The 17,403-nt window shown below is 62.4% G+C and carries 11 protein-coding genes; all 11 read right to left on the bottom strand.

The features are described 5' to 3' along the window. On the bottom strand, positions 1-3,480 hold a 3,480-nt coding region (locus ACFQ6H_RS27800), incomplete at its 3' end, for a DNA-directed RNA polymerase subunit beta' (protein ID WP_378650074.1). A 117-nt stretch (positions 3,481-3,597) separates the two neighbouring features. After that, on the bottom strand, positions 3,598-7,104 hold the full coding sequence (gene rpoB, locus ACFQ6H_RS27805) for a DNA-directed RNA polymerase subunit beta (RefSeq protein ID WP_378447187.1): 3,507 nt from the start codon (positions 7,102-7,104) through the stop codon (positions 3,598-3,600). 450 nt (positions 7,105-7,554) lie between these two features. After that, the gene (locus ACFQ6H_RS27810; protein WP_378650076.1) at positions 7,555-8,469 is read right to left on the bottom strand and encodes a hypothetical protein; all 915 of its coding nucleotides are present in this window, start codon (positions 8,467-8,469) and stop codon (positions 7,555-7,557) included. A gap of 45 nt (positions 8,470-8,514) precedes the next feature. Next, on the bottom strand, positions 8,515-9,243 hold the full coding sequence (locus tag ACFQ6H_RS27815) for a hypothetical protein (RefSeq protein ID WP_308251467.1): 729 nt from the start codon (positions 9,241-9,243) through the stop codon (positions 8,515-8,517). Positions 9,244-9,342: 99 nt separating this feature from the next. Continuing rightward, positions 9,343-10,590, bottom strand: coding sequence for an MCE family protein (locus ACFQ6H_RS27820; RefSeq protein WP_378650078.1), 1,248 nt, complete (start codon positions 10,588-10,590; stop codon positions 9,343-9,345). Next, positions 10,587-11,864 carry an MCE family protein gene (locus tag ACFQ6H_RS27825; protein WP_378447184.1) on the bottom strand — a complete coding sequence of 426 codons (1,278 nt, stop codon included), beginning with the start codon at positions 11,862-11,864 and terminating at the stop codon, positions 10,587-10,589. The genes ACFQ6H_RS27820 and ACFQ6H_RS27825 overlap by 4 nt, the downstream gene beginning before the upstream one ends. Beyond that, positions 11,861-13,114 carry an MCE family protein gene (locus tag ACFQ6H_RS27830; protein ID WP_378650080.1) on the bottom strand — a complete coding sequence of 418 codons (1,254 nt, stop codon included), beginning with the start codon at positions 13,112-13,114 and terminating at the stop codon, positions 11,861-11,863. The genes ACFQ6H_RS27825 and ACFQ6H_RS27830 overlap by 4 nt, the downstream gene beginning before the upstream one ends. After that, positions 13,114-14,109 (bottom strand): MCE family protein, encoded by a 996-nt coding sequence (locus ACFQ6H_RS27835; protein ID WP_230812152.1) that lies wholly within the window; start codon positions 14,107-14,109, stop codon positions 13,114-13,116. The genes ACFQ6H_RS27830 and ACFQ6H_RS27835 overlap by 1 nt, the downstream gene beginning before the upstream one ends. Further along, the gene (locus ACFQ6H_RS27840; protein WP_378650082.1) at positions 14,106-15,185 is read right to left on the bottom strand and encodes an MCE family protein; all 1,080 of its coding nucleotides are present in this window, start codon (positions 15,183-15,185) and stop codon (positions 14,106-14,108) included. The genes ACFQ6H_RS27835 and ACFQ6H_RS27840 overlap by 4 nt, the downstream gene beginning before the upstream one ends. Next, positions 15,182-16,543 (bottom strand): MCE family protein, encoded by a 1,362-nt coding sequence (locus ACFQ6H_RS27845; protein ID WP_230812150.1) that lies wholly within the window; start codon positions 16,541-16,543, stop codon positions 15,182-15,184. Before ACFQ6H_RS27845 ends, ACFQ6H_RS27840 begins: the two co-directional genes overlap by 4 nt. Continuing rightward, a complete protein-coding gene (locus tag ACFQ6H_RS27850; protein ID WP_230812149.1) occupies positions 16,540-17,400 on the bottom strand; it encodes an ABC transporter permease in 861 nt (286 codons plus the stop codon). Before ACFQ6H_RS27850 ends, ACFQ6H_RS27845 begins: the two co-directional genes overlap by 4 nt. Between the last annotated feature and the right edge of the window lie 3 nt (positions 17,401-17,403).

Here is a 17,403-nt window from a genome sequence, read left to right on the forward strand (position 1 = left end):
CTGGCGCACGATGACCTCGATGTGCTTGTCGTGGATCGACACACCCTGGCTCCGGTACACCTCCTGGACCTCGTTGACCAAGTGGATCTGAACCTGACGCGGACCCATGACTCGCAGGACCTCGTGGGGATCGGCAGCACCTTCCATGAGCTGCTGTCCGACCTCGACGTGGTCACCGTCAGCCAAGAGGCTTTCGCGACCGTCGGCGTGCTTGAAGACGCGCAGACGCTGACGCTTGCTGAGCTTGTCGTAGACAACCTCTTCGCCGCCGTCGTCCGGAACGATGGTGATCTTGTAGAAACGATCGCCGTCTTCGAGCTGTACCCGACCGGTGACGTCCGCGATGGGAGCCTTGCCCTTGGGCACACGTGCCTCGAACAGCTCCTGGACACGCGGCAGACCGCCGGTGATGTCATCTCCTGCGACACCACCCTGGTGGAAGGTACGCATGGTCAGCTGGGTACCGGGCTCACCGATCGACTGAGCGGCGACAATACCGACAGCCTCACCGATGTCGACCAGCTTGCCGGTGGCCATCGAGCGGCCGTAGCAGGTGGCACAAACGCCGGTGCCGGTGGTGCAGGTCAGGACCGAGCGGACCTTGACCGTCGTGATGCCGGCCTCGAGCAGAGCATCGATCGCGGGGTCACCGAGATCGTGGCCACGCTCGACGATGACGGTGCCGTTCGCGTCGACTGCATCGGCCGCCAAGGTGCGGGCGTACGTGCTGGTCTCCACGTGAGCATCGCGGATCATCGTGCCGTCGGCCTGCTTCTCGGCGATCGTGGTGACGATGCCGCGCTCTGTTCCACAGTCGACCTCGCGGACGATGACGTCCTGCGAAACGTCCACCAGACGACGGGTCAGGTAACCCGAGTCGGCGGTGCGGAGTGCGGTATCGGCCAGACCCTTACGAGCACCGTGCGTGTTGATGAAGTACTCGAGAACGGTCAGGCCTTCCTTGAAGGAAGACTTGATCGGACGCGGGATGAACTCACCCTTCGGGTTTGTCACCAGACCCTTCATACCGGCGAGCGAGCGAACCTGAGTCATGTTGCCGGCTGCGCCGGACTTCACGATCATCGGGATCGGGTTGCTGTCGGGGAAGTGAGCCTCCATGGCCTTGCCGACCTTGTCGGTCGCTTCCTGCCAAATGGTGACCAGAGCGCTGTTGCGCTCCTTCTTGTCCAAAGCACCACGCTGGTACTGCTTCTCGATCTTGTCGGCCTGAGCCTCGAAGTCCTCGATGATGGCGGGCTTCTCCGGCGGCACGAGCACGTCGGAAATCGAGACCGTGACACCCGAACGGGTGGCCCAGTAGAACCCGACGTCCTTGAGCTTGTCGACGGTCTGTGCAACCACGATCATCGGGTACCGCTCGGCGAGATCGTTGATGATCGTCGCCTGGCGCTTCTTCGGCATCTGCTCGTTGACGAACGGGTAGTCCGCCGGAAGCAGCTCGTTGAAGAGCACACGGCCGAGTGTCGTGGTGGCGGTCCAGCCGTCACCGTAGTTCCAGCCCTCGGGGAACAGTTCGTTCTCGAGGTCGCGCGGCGGACGCTGCTGCGTCAGACGCACCTTGATCTGAGCCTGCACCGAGAGAGCGCCGCGGTCGACCGCCATCTGAGCCTCGGCGGGCGAGGAGTACACGCCCTGCTCTGCCTCGTCGTTGGTCGGAGCAATGAGCTCACCGGTGACACCCTCGTCGAGACGGGTGAGGTGGAACAGACCCGTGACCATGTCCAGACGCGGCATGGCGAGCGGGCGACCCGAAGCAGGCGAGAGGATGTTGTTCGAGGACAGCATCAGGATGCGTGCCTCGGCCTGAGCCTCTGCCGACAGCGGGAGGTGAACAGCCATCTGGTCACCGTCGAAGTCGGCGTTGAAGGCCTCACACACCAGCGGGTGGAGCTGAATGGCCTTACCCTCGACGAGCTGCGGCTCGAATGCCTGGATACCCAGACGGTGCAGCGTAGGTGCACGGTTGAGCAGCACGGGGTGCTCGGCGATGACCTCTTCGAGGACGTCCCACACCTGGACGCGCTTGCGCTCGACCATGCGCTTTGCCGACTTGATGTTCTGCGCGTGGTTCAGATCGACCAGACGCTTCATCACGAACGGCTTGAACAGCTCGAGAGCCATCAGCTTGGGCAGACCACACTGGTGCAGCTTGAGCTGAGGACCGACGACGATCACGGAACGACCCGAGTAGTCGACGCGCTTACCGAGCAGGTTCTGACGGAAACGACCCTGCTTGCCCTTGAGCAGATCGCTCAGGGACTTCAGCGGGCGGTTACCCGGTCCGGTGACCGGACGTCCACGACGACCGTTGTCGAACAGGGCGTCGACCGACTCCTGCAGCATCCGCTTCTCGTTGTTGACGATGATCTCGGGAGCACCGAGGTCGATCAGTCGCTTGAGGCGGTTGTTGCGGTTGATGACGCGGCGATACAGGTCGTTGAGGTCGGACGTCGCGAAACGTCCACCGTCGAGCTGAACCATCGGGCGAAGCTCCGGCGGGATCACCGGAACAGCGTTGAGGACCATGCCCATCGGCGAGTTGCCGTTGGTCTGGAAAGCCGCAACCACCTTGAGGCGCTTGAGAGCACGCAGCTTCTTCTGGCCCTTGCCGCTGCGGATGGTCTCGCGAAGAGACTCTGCCTCGGCGTCGAGGTCGAAGTTCTGCATCAGAATCTGGATGGACTCTGCGCCCATCGCACCCGTGAAGTACTCGCCGTAACGGTCGACCAGCTCGCGGTACAGCAGCTCGTCGATGATGAGCTGCTTGACGCTCAGCTTGGTGAAGGTGGTCCAGATCTCGTCGAGACGATCCAGCTCACGCTGCGCGCGGTCACGGAGCTGACGCATTTCGCGCTCGCCGCCGTCCTTGACCTTGCGGCGGACATCGGACTTCGCGCCCTCTGCCTCGAGCTCCGCGATGTCGGCTTCGAGCTTCTGCGCACGTGCCTCGAGATCGGCGTCGCGCTGATCTGCGACGGTCTTCTTCTCGACCTGCATCTCGGCTTCGAGGGTGGACAGCTCGTTGTGACGGAGCTCCTCGTCGACGCCGACGATGACGTAGGCAGCGAAGTAGATGATCTTTTCGAGATCCTTCGGAGCCAGGTCGAGCAGGTAACCGAGACGGCTCGGAACACCCTTGAAGTACCAGATGTGCGTGACCGGTGCGGCCAGTTCGATGTGACCCATGCGCTCACGACGAACCTTGGCGCGAGTGACCTCGACGCCACAGCGCTCACAGATGATGCCCTTGAAGCGGACACGCTTGTACTTACCGCAGTAGCACTCCCAGTCCCGGGTGGGGCCGAAGATCTTCTCGCAGAAGAGGCCGTCCTTCTCGGGCTTGAGCGTGCGGTAGTTGATGGTCTCCGGCTTCTTGACCTCGCCGTAGGACCAATTGCGGATGTCCTCTGCACTGGCCAAGCCAATGCGGAGTTCATCGAAGAAGTTGACGTCGAGCACGTAACTTCCTTTCCCCGTTGGGGTTACGGTTGCCGGTCACCCGGCAACCTGACTGCCAATTCAAATGTGAACTACGCCCCCGGGCTGCTCTTTCAAGAGCAACCCGGGGACCGAAACCTAGTTCGCGAGGTCGTCGACCGTCGCAGCTTCGTTCCTGGACAGGTTGATGCCCAGGTTCGCTGCGGCCCGCTCCAAGTCCTCGTCGTCGCCGTCCGCCATCGTGATGGCCGCGCCGTCCGAGGACAGCACCTCCACGTTGAGGCAGAGCGACTGGAGCTCCTTGAGGAGCACCTTGAACGACTCGGGGATGCCGGGTTCGGGGATGTTCTCGCCCTTGACGATGGCTTCGTACACCTTGACTCGACCGACCACGTCGTCCGACTTGATGGTCAGCAGTTCCTGCAGCGTGTAAGCCGCGCCGTAGGCCTGCATCGCCCAGCACTCCATCTCACCGAAGCGCTGGCCACCGAACTGGGCCTTACCACCGAGAGGCTGCTGCGTGATCATCGAGTACGGACCGGTCGAACGAGCGTGGATCTTGTCGTCGACCAAGTGGTGCAGCTTGATGATGTACATGTAACCGACCGAAACCGGGTACGGGAACGGCTCGCCGGAGCGGCCGTCGAACAAGGTGGCCTTTCCGTCGGGTCCGACCATCTGCTCGCCGTCACGGTTCGGCAGCGTCGCGCCGAGGAGACCGGTGAGCTCGTCTTCCTTCGCACCGTCGAACACCGGGGTGGCGATGTTCGAGTCGGCCGGAGCGGACAGCATCTCTTCCGGCAGGGTCGCAGCCCAGTCGGGACGAGAGCCGTCGGACGCGATCTGAACATTCCAGCCGGTCTTGCCGATCCACCCGAGGTGGGTCTCCAAGACCTGACCGATGTTCATACGACGCGGGACGCCGTGCGTGTTCAAGATGATGTCGACAGGCGTGCCGTCCGAGAGGAACGGCATGTCTTCCTGCGGCAGGATCTTGCCGATGACGCCCTTGTTACCGTGGCGGCCGGCGAGCTTGTCGCCGTCCTGGATCTTGCGCTTCTGTGCCACGTAGACACGGACCAGCTCGTTGACACCGGGAGGCAGATCGTCGTCTTCGTCACGCGAGAACACGCGGATTCCGATGACCTTGCCGGTCTCACCGTGAGGAACCTTGAGGGACGTGTCACGAACCTCGCGAGCCTTCTCACCGAAGATGGCGCGAAGGAGGCGCTCTTCGGGGGTCAGCTCGGTCTCGCCCTTCGGCGTGACCTTTCCGACCAGCACGTCGCCGTCACGAACCTCGGCACCGATACGGATGATGCCGCGCTCGTCGAGGTCAGCGAGGACCTCGTCGGAGACGTTCGGGATGTCGCGAGTGATTTCCTCGGCACCGAGCTTGGTGTCGCGGGCATCGATCTCGTGCTCCTCGATGTGAATCGAGGTCAGGACGTCCTCTTCCACGAGACGCTGCGACAGAATGATCGCGTCCTCGTAGTTGTGGCCTTCCCACGGCATGATCGCGACGAGCAAGTTCTTGCCCAGCGCCATCTCACCGTTCTCGGTGCAAGGGCCGTCGGCCAGAACCTGGCCGGCCTCGACACGCTGTCCCTCGTCCACGATCGGACGCTGGTTGGCGCACGTGCCCTGGTTGGAACGCGCGAACTTGCGCATCCGGTACGTCTTGCGGCTTCCGTCGTCAGCCATCACCGTGACGTAGTCCGCGGAGATCTCCTCCACGACACCGGTCTTCTCGGTGATGATGACGTCGCCGGCATCCACAGCTGCACGCAGCTCCATGCCGGTTCCGACGAGAGGTGCCTCGCTGCGAACCAGCGGGACAGCCTGACGCTGCATGTTCGCGCCCATCAGGGCACGGTTTGCATCGTCGTGCTCGAGGAACGGAATCATCGCGGTAGCGACGGACACCATCTGACGCGGCGAAACGTCCATGTAGTCGATGTCGGAGGACGCGACGAACTCGACCTCGCCACCCTTACGGCGGACGAGAATCTTCGAGTCGGTGAAGCGACCCTCACGGTCGATGGCCGAGTTGGCCTGCGCGACCACGTGGCGGTCTTCTTCGTCGGCGGTCAGGTAGTCGACGTCATCCGTCACCTGTCCGTCGACGACGCGACGGTACGGGGTCTCGATGAAACCGAACGGGTTGACGCGGGCGTAGACCGACAGTGAACCGATCAGGCCGATGTTCGGGCCTTCCGGGGTCTCGATCGGGCACATGCGGCCGTAGTGCGACGGGTGAACGTCGCGAACCTCGAGGCCGGCGCGCTCACGGGACAGACCACCCGGGCCGAGGGCGGACAGACGACGCTTGTGCGTCAGCCCCGACAGCGGGTTGTTCTGGTCCATGAACTGCGACAGCTGGGAGGTTCCGAAGAACTCCCTGATCGCAGCGACGACGGGACGGATGTTGATCAGCGTCTGAGGCGTGATTGCCTCGACGTCCTGCGTGGTCATGCGCTCACGAACCACGCGCTCCATGCGGGACAGGCCCACGCGGATCTGGTTCTGGATGAGCTCGCCGACCGTACGCAGACGACGGTTGCCGAAGTGGTCGATGTCGTCGACCTCGACGGGAACCTCGACGCCGCCCGGAGCCGTCATCGAGGTGTCACCTGCGTGCAGACGCACGAGGTACTCGACGGTGGCGACGATGTCTTCTTCGGTGAGCGTGGATGCAACGATCGGCTGACCCGCGTTAAGGCCGAGCTTCTTGTTGATCTTGTAACGACCCACGCGAGCGAGGTCGTAGCGCTTGTCCTTGAAGAACAGGTTCTCCAGCAGAGTCTGCGCGCTCTCCTTGGTGGGGGGCTCGCCCGGACGCAGCTTGCGGTAGATGTCGAGCAACGCCTCATCGGTGCCGGCGGTGTTGTCCTTCTCCAGCGTGGCCATGAGGATCTCGGAGAAGCCGAAGCGCTCCGTGATCTGCTCGGTGGTCCAGCCGAGTGCCTTGAGCAGGACGGTGACAGGCTGACGACGCTTGCGGTCGATACGGACACCAACGGTGTCGCGCTTGTCGACGTCGAACTCGAGCCATGCGCCGCGACCCGGGATCACCTTGACGCTGTGCAGATCCTTCTCGGTGCTCTTGTCGACGCTCATGTCGAAGTACACACCGGGGGAACGCACGAGCTGCGAGACGACCACACGCTCGGTGCCGTTGATGATGAAGGTGCCCTTGTCGGTCATCATCGGGAAATCTCCCATGAAGACCGTCTGGCTCTTGATCTCACCAGTGTTGTTGTTGATGAACTCCGCGGTGACGAACAACGGCGCCGCGTAGGTCATGTCCTTGTCTTTGCACTCGTCCGTCGAGGCCTTGACCTCGTCGAATCGAGGGTCGGAGAAGGACAGCGACATAGTGCCGTTGAAATCCTCGATCGGAGAAAGCTCCGCGAGGATGTCCTCGAGACCACCGGACACTGCATTGTCGCCGAGTGCCGCTGCTCGTTCGCGCCAACTCTGCGCGCCGATCAGCCACTCGAACGAATCTGTCTGTACGTCAAGAAGCCCGGGAACTTCGAGGGGTTCGCGAACTTTCGCGAACGAAACCCTCTTCGGGGCTCCGGGGATTCCGGAAACTGCCTTGGTCTGGCTAGAGACTGCCAAGATGCGTCCTTCCAGCACCTCACGCGGGCCGCTCCGTGCTGTTGCGACCGCCGCTGTATCTGCTTCGAATTTCGCTGGTTACAACCCGAACGAAACCCGTCGCAGAAAGCAAGAAGTACTTGACTTCGCAGCGGTTGAGACGAGGGGTGGACAGGAGGCAGCCAGCGCAACGTCCAAAAGTACACCCTTACTCTGGAAATGTCGAGTCGGGTGTAACTGAGGGTCGAATTCAGATACTGACGTGAGACTGCCGATCACTCGTCCGTGCATGTTCACCGATCAGAGTGGACCTTGCGGACCGCCCCGTCAAGGGCGCGAGCGCGTGTCGCAGCATTCGAACATTCGTCGCCTGCATTCGAACACTGCCACCGGAAGTGTAGCGAGCAACGGCGTCACACACGAAAAATCTGGACCGACATCGTGCGTCGGTCCAGATCTTCGCGCTGGTACGCAGGGGCTACTGGCGTTCTACTGGTCGCGAATCTCAGAAATCAGCCAGTTTCCGTCCTGCTTCTCCAGGCTCACGATGACCATTCCTGAGCGAGAGTCTGCGGCCACGCCGTTCTGCGTCGAGCTGACGTTCAGTTGGGCGAGCAACTGTGCCCGGTCCTTCTCGAGTCGCGTGATCCCGATCAGCGGGACATCAGCGGTCGTTGCCGTCTGCGTTTGTTCGACGCCGGCCTTCTGCGTGTCCTTGTACTGGGTCAGTTGGTCACGCATCGACTGATTCAGGCCCTGGACGCCCTTGTCGAAATCGGCGTCGAACGTGTCGGGTGAGAACGTGAAGACTGCGGCCAACGCCGACGGCGTCACGCGAAGAACCTCGGCCGTGGCGCCTTCGTCCACCCAGGCGATGTCGTCCGTCTTCGCGCCGACTTTGAAGAAGGCGACGCCCGCGAGGATCGCGACGACCACCGCTGCTGCGCCCAGGATCGCGACCAGGCGCCAGCCGGCCCTGGATGGTGGGGAGGTTGTCGCCGACTCCCCCGCGTCCGTCTCCGGGGCAGCGGGGGCCTTCGACTCTTCGGAAGCGGCCTTCGGTTCCTCGGCGACGGTCTTCGCCGGCTTGGTGAGATCCGGGGCTGGTGTGGATTCCGGGTCGTCGGATTCAGACTTCGCCGGCTCGGCACTGGAGGCTTGCGCCTTCGCGAGGTTCGGCTTCGCTGATTCAGGTGTCGCTGCTTCGGGAGTCACTGCTTCGGGAGTCACTGCTTCCGGAGCCGCTGCTTCTGGTGTCGCTGCTTCCGGCTGCTCGATAGTGGGCTCGACCGGATCCGAATCGGACGTCCCCGCGGGGACGTTGAGCGAGCGAGCACTTCCCGCGATCTTCGGCCGACGGTTCTGCGGGGAGGACGGTCCGCCGGTACGACGTTTGGGTGGCATTACGCGCTTCTCCTTCGAGGGATGTCGGTGTGCAGGTTCGAAGAACTACTGGCCACCGGAATCACCACCCTCGGTTGTCGGTGCAGGAGCACTGGATGCGGGTGCTTCGGTCCCCGAGCCGGGGGCGGGCGTCGCATCGGGTGCCGGCGTGGAGCCGTCGGCAGCCGGCAAAGTGCCGGAGCCGAGGTCGACCCGCGATCCGACCGGATCGGCCGACTGCGCCTTCCAGACCCCGTCCACCTCGACCATTCCGAGCCGCATCCCGAGCTGGTTCTTGACGAACTGGTTGCCCTGCGTCGTGGTCACTCGAACGACGACCAGAGCCGTGGCGGTCCGATCATCGGTGTTGAGTTCGGTCAGAGCGGACTGCACAACCTCGGTGTCAGCCTTCGAGCCGGAGTTACGCAATTCGTCGGTGATCGAATCCTGAACGGTCTGCAGATACGTCGTCATCTCGTCACCGGTCACCGAGGAACGCATGTTCTCGATCGACTGGTCGAGATTGGCCGAGTCCGCGTTGTTGAGATTGATCGCGACTTGCTGCGCACCGATCAGCGCGTCGTCACGCATCTCGGCGGTGGTGCGGTCGGTGGTCAGCGCCCGAACGTACGGGACGCCGAACACACCGAGCGCAACCACTGCCGCCAGAAGCAAGACACCGACCGCAATCAGAGACGCTGTCAGTCCCTTCGGTTTGCCGGTCGTCGGCGTTCCCGCTTCGACTTGCTCGGGCCCGCCGGACTGCGGGGAACTGTTTCTCTGAATCACACTCACTACCCTACTTACCTGTTTTGCCCAGCCTCTGGCCGCGAATCGTCAACTGCCACAACTCAGTAGCCTGAACTGCACAAACTCGATCACATTCGGATCGGTCTACTTCGGTGTCACTCCGAGCATCGGCGCCAACTGCGTCGCGATCGGGTTGAGGTTCAACTTGTCCGGATCGACCTTCGGCTTGAAGTCCCAAGGCTGGATCGTGTCGGGGTCTGCGTAGATCACACGGTTGGCACTACGGACACCCGTCTCGCTGCCCAACGGCACCTCACACGACGCCGCGGTGTTGAGCGGGAAATCCTGCTGGGTGTCGTCGAAATTGGGATTCTGACGCTTCATGTCGTCCAGGATCGCCATCGTGCCTTCGTAACCCACCGTGCACGAGAGCGGATTGTTGGTCTCCAGCACCAAGCCCTGATGGACCGTTCCGTCGCCGGGAGCAACCGTCGGTGCGGCAGCGGCAAGGCCAGGAAGGAAGATCAGGAACGGCTGCAGCGCGATCGTTCGCGGCGCAAGTGTCTTGGTAGTGGCCGCCAGATTGGTCAGGTCGGTCGTCAGGCTCGGACCGCCCTCGTCGATGAGGGCACCGATCTGATCGCTGGCCGGAATGCCGTTGTCGATCAAACGTCGAATGTCCGGGTCGCTGGTGCGCAACTGCGCCGTGACAGCGTCGAGATCGGTACTGAACTGCTTGATCGCGGAGGACTGATCCGACTGCGTCGTCAGAACCGTCTCACTGTTGCGAATCAGCGCGAGTGTCTGAGGCAGAGTGTCGAGACCGGACTGTGAGAGACCGGACAACGAATCGGCCAGGACCTGAATGTCCTCACCCTTGCCGTTGAACGCAGCACCGAGTTCGACGGCAACGGTGTGGAGTGCGTCGACCGGCACGGACTTGACCAAGCCGTTTGCACTGGTCAACACATCCTCGATCGGGATCGGAGTTGTGGTGTCCCCCACCGCAATCACCGACCCGTCCTCGAGGAAAGGTCCCTGATCGGTATCGGGCTGAAGATCGACGTACTGCTCACCGATGGCGGAGCGGTTAGCCACAACGGCACGGGCCGACGAGGGAATCTCCGGAGCACTGTTGTCGATCTTCAGGTCGACCTGAATTCCGTCCTCGGTCAACGACATGTCGCCCACTCGGCCGACCGGAACGCCGCGATACGTCACTTCGGCGTTGGTGAAAATTCCACCGGACGTGGCCAATTCGGTCTTGACCGTGTACTGCCCGAACCCCATGAGGTTGTCCAGACGCACGTACTTGGCACCGACGTAGATGAGACCCAGAAGCGCAACCAAGACAAAGCCGACTAGCTGCCATTTGACCAGAGCTGATCTCACTGTCCATCACCACCGATTCCGAACTGTTCCAGCATTCCCTGGATGGGGTTGAGCGGATCCGCCGCCGGAGCGGGGGTTGCCGGGTCACCGGCCGTTGTCGCGGGAAGACCGGCGACGACGGGGATCTGCGGCAGGATCGGAGCGATCGGCAGCAGTGACACCGTCGGCCAACCCGGCCGCGGTCCGTTGCCGTTGTAATACGGGTTGGACGGATCGACTACCGGCTTGGGATTGCCGAACTTCGGCTGACGGTATTCCGGTTCACCCTGTCCGACACCAAGACCCGAGAGAGTATTGCCGATCTGCAGGTCGACACTCAGGAAGAGGTTCACCGAACCACCCTGCGCAATCTTCTCGACACCGTCCGGGAACGGGAAGGTCGGGAGGAAAGGAAGTGCCCCGACGAAGTCGTCACCGGAGTCCGCGAGCGCCTGCAGCGTCGGACGAAGGGCCTGAAGATCAGCGATCAGATCGTCCTTCGACTGCGTGAGAACGTCGGTTCCCACTGTTCCGAGTCGATCCACCTGAGCGAGCATCTGCGTCAACTGCGGACGCTGCTCGTTGAGAACCTGTGTCGCAACGGGCAGTTCCTCGAGAATCTTGCCGATCTTCTCGTTCTGATCGTTGACTCGACTCGACAGCACGTCGAGTCCGTCGAGCGCGCGGGTGATGTCGTCACGCTGCTCGTTGAGTCCACCGATGAGAGTGTTCGCCTGCTCCAGCAGACTCCTCGTCTTGCCTTCGCGGCCGTCGAACGCGGCCCCGAGTTCTTCGACGATGGGCTGCAACTGGCCGACACCGCCGCCGTTGAGGAGCAGCGACAACGCACCGAGAACCTGCTCGATCTCGGTGGCGTGCCGGGTGCGATCGAGCGGAATCAGATCGCCGTCGGCCAGCTTCGCAGAGTCCGGTCCTGACGGCGGGGCTGACAGTTGGATGAACTTCTCGCCGAGCAGGTTCGTCTGCTCGACCGCGGCAATTGCATTGGCGGGCAGATCAACCGACGAGTCGAGGATGATACCGACATCTGCTGTCCATCCGTCCGGTCCGACCGACACGTCGTCGACGCGACCGACAGGAACGCCGTCGACCTTCACGGCAGACTGCGGAACAAGGTCCAGGACATCGTCGAACTGAATGGTCAAGTGCATCGGATCCGAGCCCACATCAGGACCGCCGGGAAGCGGGACCGCGTAGATACCCTCGGACGAGCAGGCGGTTGCCGAGATCAGGACAGCGCACAATCCGGCGCCGACTATCAATGAACGCTTCACTCGCCCTCCCCGTTTCCACTGGTCAGTCGCGGTGACACGACGCCGGGCACAGTGCCCGGAACTACCTGCATCTGCCGATCGGAACCGGCAAGGATGCCGAAGGGAAGGTTCAGGCCTGCAGCCTGATTGGCCGCGTCGGTCATCGCTGCGACGTTTGCGCACTGGTCGATGGCCGGTTGCATCTGCCGTCCCAACGCCTCGAACCGCGGATCACCGGGCAATAGTTTGCCGAGGTCCATCAACTTGCAGAGCACTCCGGCCGGGTTCTGAAGATCAGGGAACGCCAGACGTGAAGCGAGCACACCTGATTCGGCGTCGTACGAGTTGACCAGGTTGGAGATCGCCAACGGAAGCATGGTGAGCGTGTTGGCCAGGGCTTCCTTGTTGTTCGCCAATGTCTGTGTCGGTTCGACGAGACCCTCGGTTGTCTGGACCAGTTGATCGCGGTTGTCGGCCACGAACTTCGCGACGTCGCCGAGCGCAATCGAGAGCTGGTTCAGAGCGGCACCGAGATCGTCGCGCTCACCTGCCAGGAATCCGGTCAGGTCCGACAACTGCGTGTTGAACTGGCGCACCTGCTGATCGTTGGCCGCGAGAGCGCCCACGAAAGTATCCAGGTTCTTGATGGTGAGCGAGATGTTGTCACGCGAATCGTTCAGCGTCCGTGCGGCATCCGAGAGGTTGGTGATGCTGTCCCCCAACGCTTCACCGTTGCCTTCGAGGTTGGCCGCGCCGGTCTCGACGAAATCGGACAGCGCACCGTTCTTGTTGGCACCTTCGGGACCGAGTGCCGACGCGAGTTCGTCGATGCTGGAGTACAACTGGTCGACCTCGACGGGCGTCGCCGTCTTCTCGAGCGGAATGACTGCACCGCTGGACATCTTGTCGCCGCCGGTGAAGACCGGAGTCAACTGGATGTAACGGTCGGCAACCACCGAAGGAGTGATCTGTGCGGCGCTGGCGCCGGCGGGGATGTCGATCCCACGATCGACACGCAACTCGACCTTGACCTGATCTCCCTGAGGTTCGACGGATTCGACGGTGCCGACCTTGACACCGAGAACACGAACGTCGGAACCGTCGTAGATACCCACCGACTTGTCGAAGTAGGCGGTGATCTTGGTGGTTCCGGCGCGCGTGAACACCCACCACAGTGCGCCACCGATGACGAGTAACCCGATCAGAACAGCGGCGATGATCGCGACCGAACGCTTCTTGGAGCCGCTTCCGGCTTCGGCAGTGTCAGCCATCAGTTGCCTCCCAACGTACGAACGGGGTCACGGTAGCCCGGAATATCCGGCAGACCCGGCGGAAGGAGGTTCACGACGACCTGGTCGAACCAACGGCCGTTGCCGACCACGTTGGCGTACAGCCGAATGAAGGGTTCGTAGAGCTTCAGTGCCTTGTCCAAGTTCTCGTTATTGGCCTTCAAGATGTCGATGACGCCGTTGAGCTGCGTCAACGCCGGCCCGATTGCCGCCTCGTTGTCGCGAACGAGACCGGTGAGCTGCTGCGAGACTCGCTGAGTTCCGGTGAGCAACTGCGAAATCGCCTGCTGACGATTGTTGAGCTCCTGCACCAGAAGTCCGCCGTCTCGGATGAGCTGCGTGAATTCCTTGTTGCGATCAGCAAGGATCTGGGACGTCTTCCCGGTCGCGTCGAAAAGCTTCTGCAAGTCCTGATCGCGGCTCGCGATCGTCTGGGACAACCGGCTGACACCGTCGAGCGAGGCTCGCACGTCGCCAGGTGTCTCGGAGAAGGCTTGGGACAACGTCTCCATGCTCTTCGCCAACTGGTCGGTGTCGATGTCGCCGACCGTGTCCGCCGCGGCCGAGAAAGCCTGAACGACGTCATACGGAGACGTGGTGCGCTCGAGCGGAATCCGGTCCTTGGGATCGAGGTTGTCGGTTCCGCGCGGATCGAGTGCGAGGTACTTCTGCCCCAGAATCGTCTTGATCTGGATGGACGCCGAAGTTTGATCGCCGACCCACGCGTCGCTGACCTTGAAATCGACAAGTACACGATCTCCGTCGAGATCGACGGAGGTGACCTTTCCGACCTTCACACCGGCGATACGAACCTCGTTGCCGGGCTTGAGCCCGGCGGCTTCGGAGAACTCCGCGGAGTAGGACGAGCCTGCCCCTACGAACGGAAGCGAATCGAGGAAGAACGCTGACAAAGTGGCCAAGAGCACCACGAAAATACCGATGGCTCCGGCCATTGCCGGACTGCGACGTTTACTCATCGACCTTGCAACTCCCTCATACCGTCTTGAGTGCATCGCGTGGCCGCGTTGGTGTAGATCGGCTGGTTGACCGTCGGCAGGCCGGTGGGCAGATTCAGCGACGCAGACTGTCCGGGACCGGCGACGATGTCGATTCCACACAGGTAGAACTGGAACCAGGAACCGTAACTCGCGACGCGCGCGAGCTTGTCGAGCTTGACCGGCAAGGTCTCGAGCACCGCATTCACGTCGTCACTACGACGGTTGAGTGTGGTCGCCAAGGTGTTGAGTGCCGTGATCGAGCCCTGGATCGACGGCCGCGTCGGCTTGAGCAGATCGGCCGTCGCGTCGGTGAGGCCGGCGAGTGAGGTGACGGCCGAACCGACCACACCACGCTCGTTGGCTAACCCGGTGACCAGTTGCTGGGTGTTGACGATCAGCGAATCGAGGTTCTTGTCATTCGCGTTGACGGTGTCGAGAACGTCGTTGAGGTTCTTGATCACCGCGCCGATGACAGCGTCCTTGTCGGCAACGGTGTTGGTCAGGCTCGCGGTGTTGCGTACGAGCTCGCTGATGGTGCCCGACTCACCCTGGAAGACCTGGATAATCTGGTACGACAGCTTGTTGACGTCGTCGGCGCTCAGAGTAGTGAACAGCGGCTTGAAGCCGTTGAAGAGCGTCGTGAGGTTGACCGCCGGACGCGTCTGCGCCAACGGCAAGGTGTCGCCGCCGGTGATCTTCTTGCCCTGGCTACCTTCACCTTGTGAAAGCGAGATGTACCGCTGCCCCACCAGGTTGCGGAACCGGATCGTGGCGATTGAACTCGCCGGCAACCAATCACGGTCGGACACCGAGAACTGCACCTCGGCCTGGTTGTCGTTGACGATGGCGATCTTCTCGACCTGCCCGACACGAACTCCGGCAATGCGTACCTCGTCGCCCTCGTTCAGCGAGGTGACGTCGGAGAAGACGGCGTTGAACTTGGTACCGCCACCGCCTCCGAGGTTGGCGATACTGGCCGCCAGCAATCCTGTCGCCAGGACGGTGACCACCACGAAGATGATGAGCTTTGTCAGCGGAGCTGCGAGTCCTCTCATTGGACGCTCACCTCCGCACCGGCGAATGCCGGAGCACTGACCATTGTGGTCCACGCCGGAACGTCGTCCGGCGCAACACCGTTGGCCTGTCCGTAGATCACCTTCAACGTATCCTCTTCGAGTCGCGAGCCCGCGTAGCCGGCCTGCTGTGCAGGACCACTGTTGTTGGTCGAGAAGAGCTGCGGTCCGGAGCCCTCGGGCGCGGGCAGGAATTCCATGGTCGCGGGTCCTGGGTTGCGGGACGGCACCTGGTAGGAACCGTCACCGTACGACCCGCCGGGGTACTGCGGGAACGGGCGGCCGGGCTCGGTGACGTTGTCGTAGCAAACCGGGCCGCGGTTGTCGACGAGCCGGGGCTCGTCCTGGTTGGGCAGGTAGCGGCCCTTGGGGTTCACGATCTGAATACTCGCACGCACACCAGGATTGGGCGCGTCGGTGGACAGAATCTTGGCCGCTTCCGGTGCAGTGTCCGAGAAGCCCTTGAACGTGCACCCGAAGGTCGGCGAGTACTGCGCCAGCAGCTGGAGCGCTTCGGTCGAATCCGCAGCGAGCGTGATGATCGAGGACGAGTTCGTCTCGAGGAATGCTGCTGTGTTCGACGAGGTCGCGGTGAGCGACGCCAGTAGTGTCCGCAACTGATCCTGCTTCTGCACCACCGTGTTACCCGTGGTCCGCAGATTGTCGAGAGCGTTGACCAGATCGGGCGCAGCGTCCGAGTACGTCTGGGAGAAGTCCGCGAACTTACGCAGATCCTCTTGCACGGCAGGTAGTTCGGTGTTGACGCCGCGGAAGATCTCTTCGAGACGATCGACGGTCAAACCGAGCTCGGCACCGCGTCCCGTCAGGCCCTGAGCGAGGGACCCGAGAGTGTTCGCCAGATCCTGCGGCGGAATGGCCTGCAGGAGTGGGAGCAGCCCGTCCAGAACGTCACCGACCTCGACAGCGTTGCCGCTCTTGTCCTGGTGAATAACCGTTCCCGCGGAAATCGGGGTCGCGGTGGTTCCCTCCGGAATGATCAGGGAGACGTATCGCTCACCGAAAAGCGTCTTCGGAAGCAGACGCGCCGTGACGTTGGACGGAATCAGATCAGCCTTGTCCGGTTCGATCGCGAGGACTGACGTGACCTGGCCGTCTTTCGTCGACGCGGATCGCACCTCGCCCACCAGCAGCCCACGGACCTTGACGTCCGCGTTGGGCGGCAAAGCATTTCCGACGGTGTCGGTCACGAGGTCGATCTTCACGACGTCCTTGAACGTCTTGTTGAAAGTTCCGATGGTGAAGGCCAGGAACAAGGCCAACACCACGAAGAACACGAGTCCGAGCACACGGCGGCGCAGGACTGACGGAGCCTCGATCATCCGGCCACCCTCACTGTCGTCGTGGTGCCCCAGATTGCGAGGCTGAGGAAGAAGTCGAGAACGGCGATCGTCACGATGGCGGCGCGAACAGCGCGGCCGACGGCCACGCCAACGCCTGCGGGACCACCCGAGGCGTGGAAACCGTAGTAGCAGTGGATCAGGATCAGCACGAAGGCGAAGACCAGGACTTTCGCAAACGAGTACAGCACGTCCTGCGGTGGCAGGAACAGGTTGAAGTAGTGGTCGTACGAGCCCGTCGACTGCCCGTTGAACACGGTACTGATCACTCTCGAGGCGAGGTACGCCGCAAGCAGACCCACGATGTACAGCGGGATGACGGCGACGAAGCCTGCGATCATGCGCGTCGTGACCAGGAACGGCACCGAAGGCACCGCCATGACCTCGAGTGCGTCGATCTCCTCGGAGATTCGCATGGCACCGAGCTGAGCTGTGAATCCACAACCCACCGTGGCCGAGAGCGCGAGGGCCGCAACGATCGGAGCGATCTCACGGGTGTTGACGTAGGCGGAGAGGAAGCCGGTCAGAACCGAGCTACCCAACTGCTCGAGGGCGGCGAAGCCCTGCAGACCGACGACGACACCGGTGAATCCCGACATCATCGCGATGACGCCGATCGTTCCGCCGATGACTGCGAGCGCACCGCTACCGAACGTCACTTCGGCGAGCAGCCGAAGCGTCTCCTTCCGGTACCGGTGCAGGGTGCGCGGAGTCCACGCGATTGCGCGCGCGTAGAACGACATCTGCTCGCCCGCGCGGTCCAACGCGTTCAATGGAATCTTGGCAACTTTGCGGCTCTTCAGCAGGAACTGATCGCCGCGGCCTCGTGCGATGGTCATTTA

This window comes from Rhodococcus sp. NPDC056506 (genome assembly GCF_042794945.1).
GTDB lineage: Bacteria > Actinomycetota > Actinomycetes > Mycobacteriales > Mycobacteriaceae > Rhodococcus_F.

Bases quoted from the DNA above. Each gene is read 5' to 3' on its own strand.
- ACFQ6H_RS27845 (WP_230812150.1), bottom strand. From the start codon at position 16,543: ATGATCGAGGCTCCGTCAGTCCTGCGCCGCCGTGTGCTCGGACTCGTG.
- ACFQ6H_RS27840 (WP_378650082.1), bottom strand. From the start codon at position 15,185: ATGAGAGGACTCGCAGCTCCGCTGACAAAGCTCATCATCTTCGTGGTG.
- ACFQ6H_RS27835 (WP_230812152.1), bottom strand. From the start codon at position 14,109: ATGAGTAAACGTCGCAGTCCGGCAATGGCCGGAGCCATCGGTATTTTC.
- ACFQ6H_RS27850 (WP_230812149.1), bottom strand. From the start codon at position 17,400: ATGACCATCGCACGAGGCCGCGGCGATCAGTTCCTGCTGAAGAGCCGC.
- ACFQ6H_RS27830 (WP_378650080.1), bottom strand. From the start codon at position 13,114: ATGGCTGACACTGCCGAAGCCGGAAGCGGCTCCAAGAAGCGTTCGGTC.
- ACFQ6H_RS27810 (WP_378650076.1), bottom strand. From the start codon at position 8,469: ATGCCACCCAAACGTCGTACCGGCGGACCGTCCTCCCCGCAGAACCGT.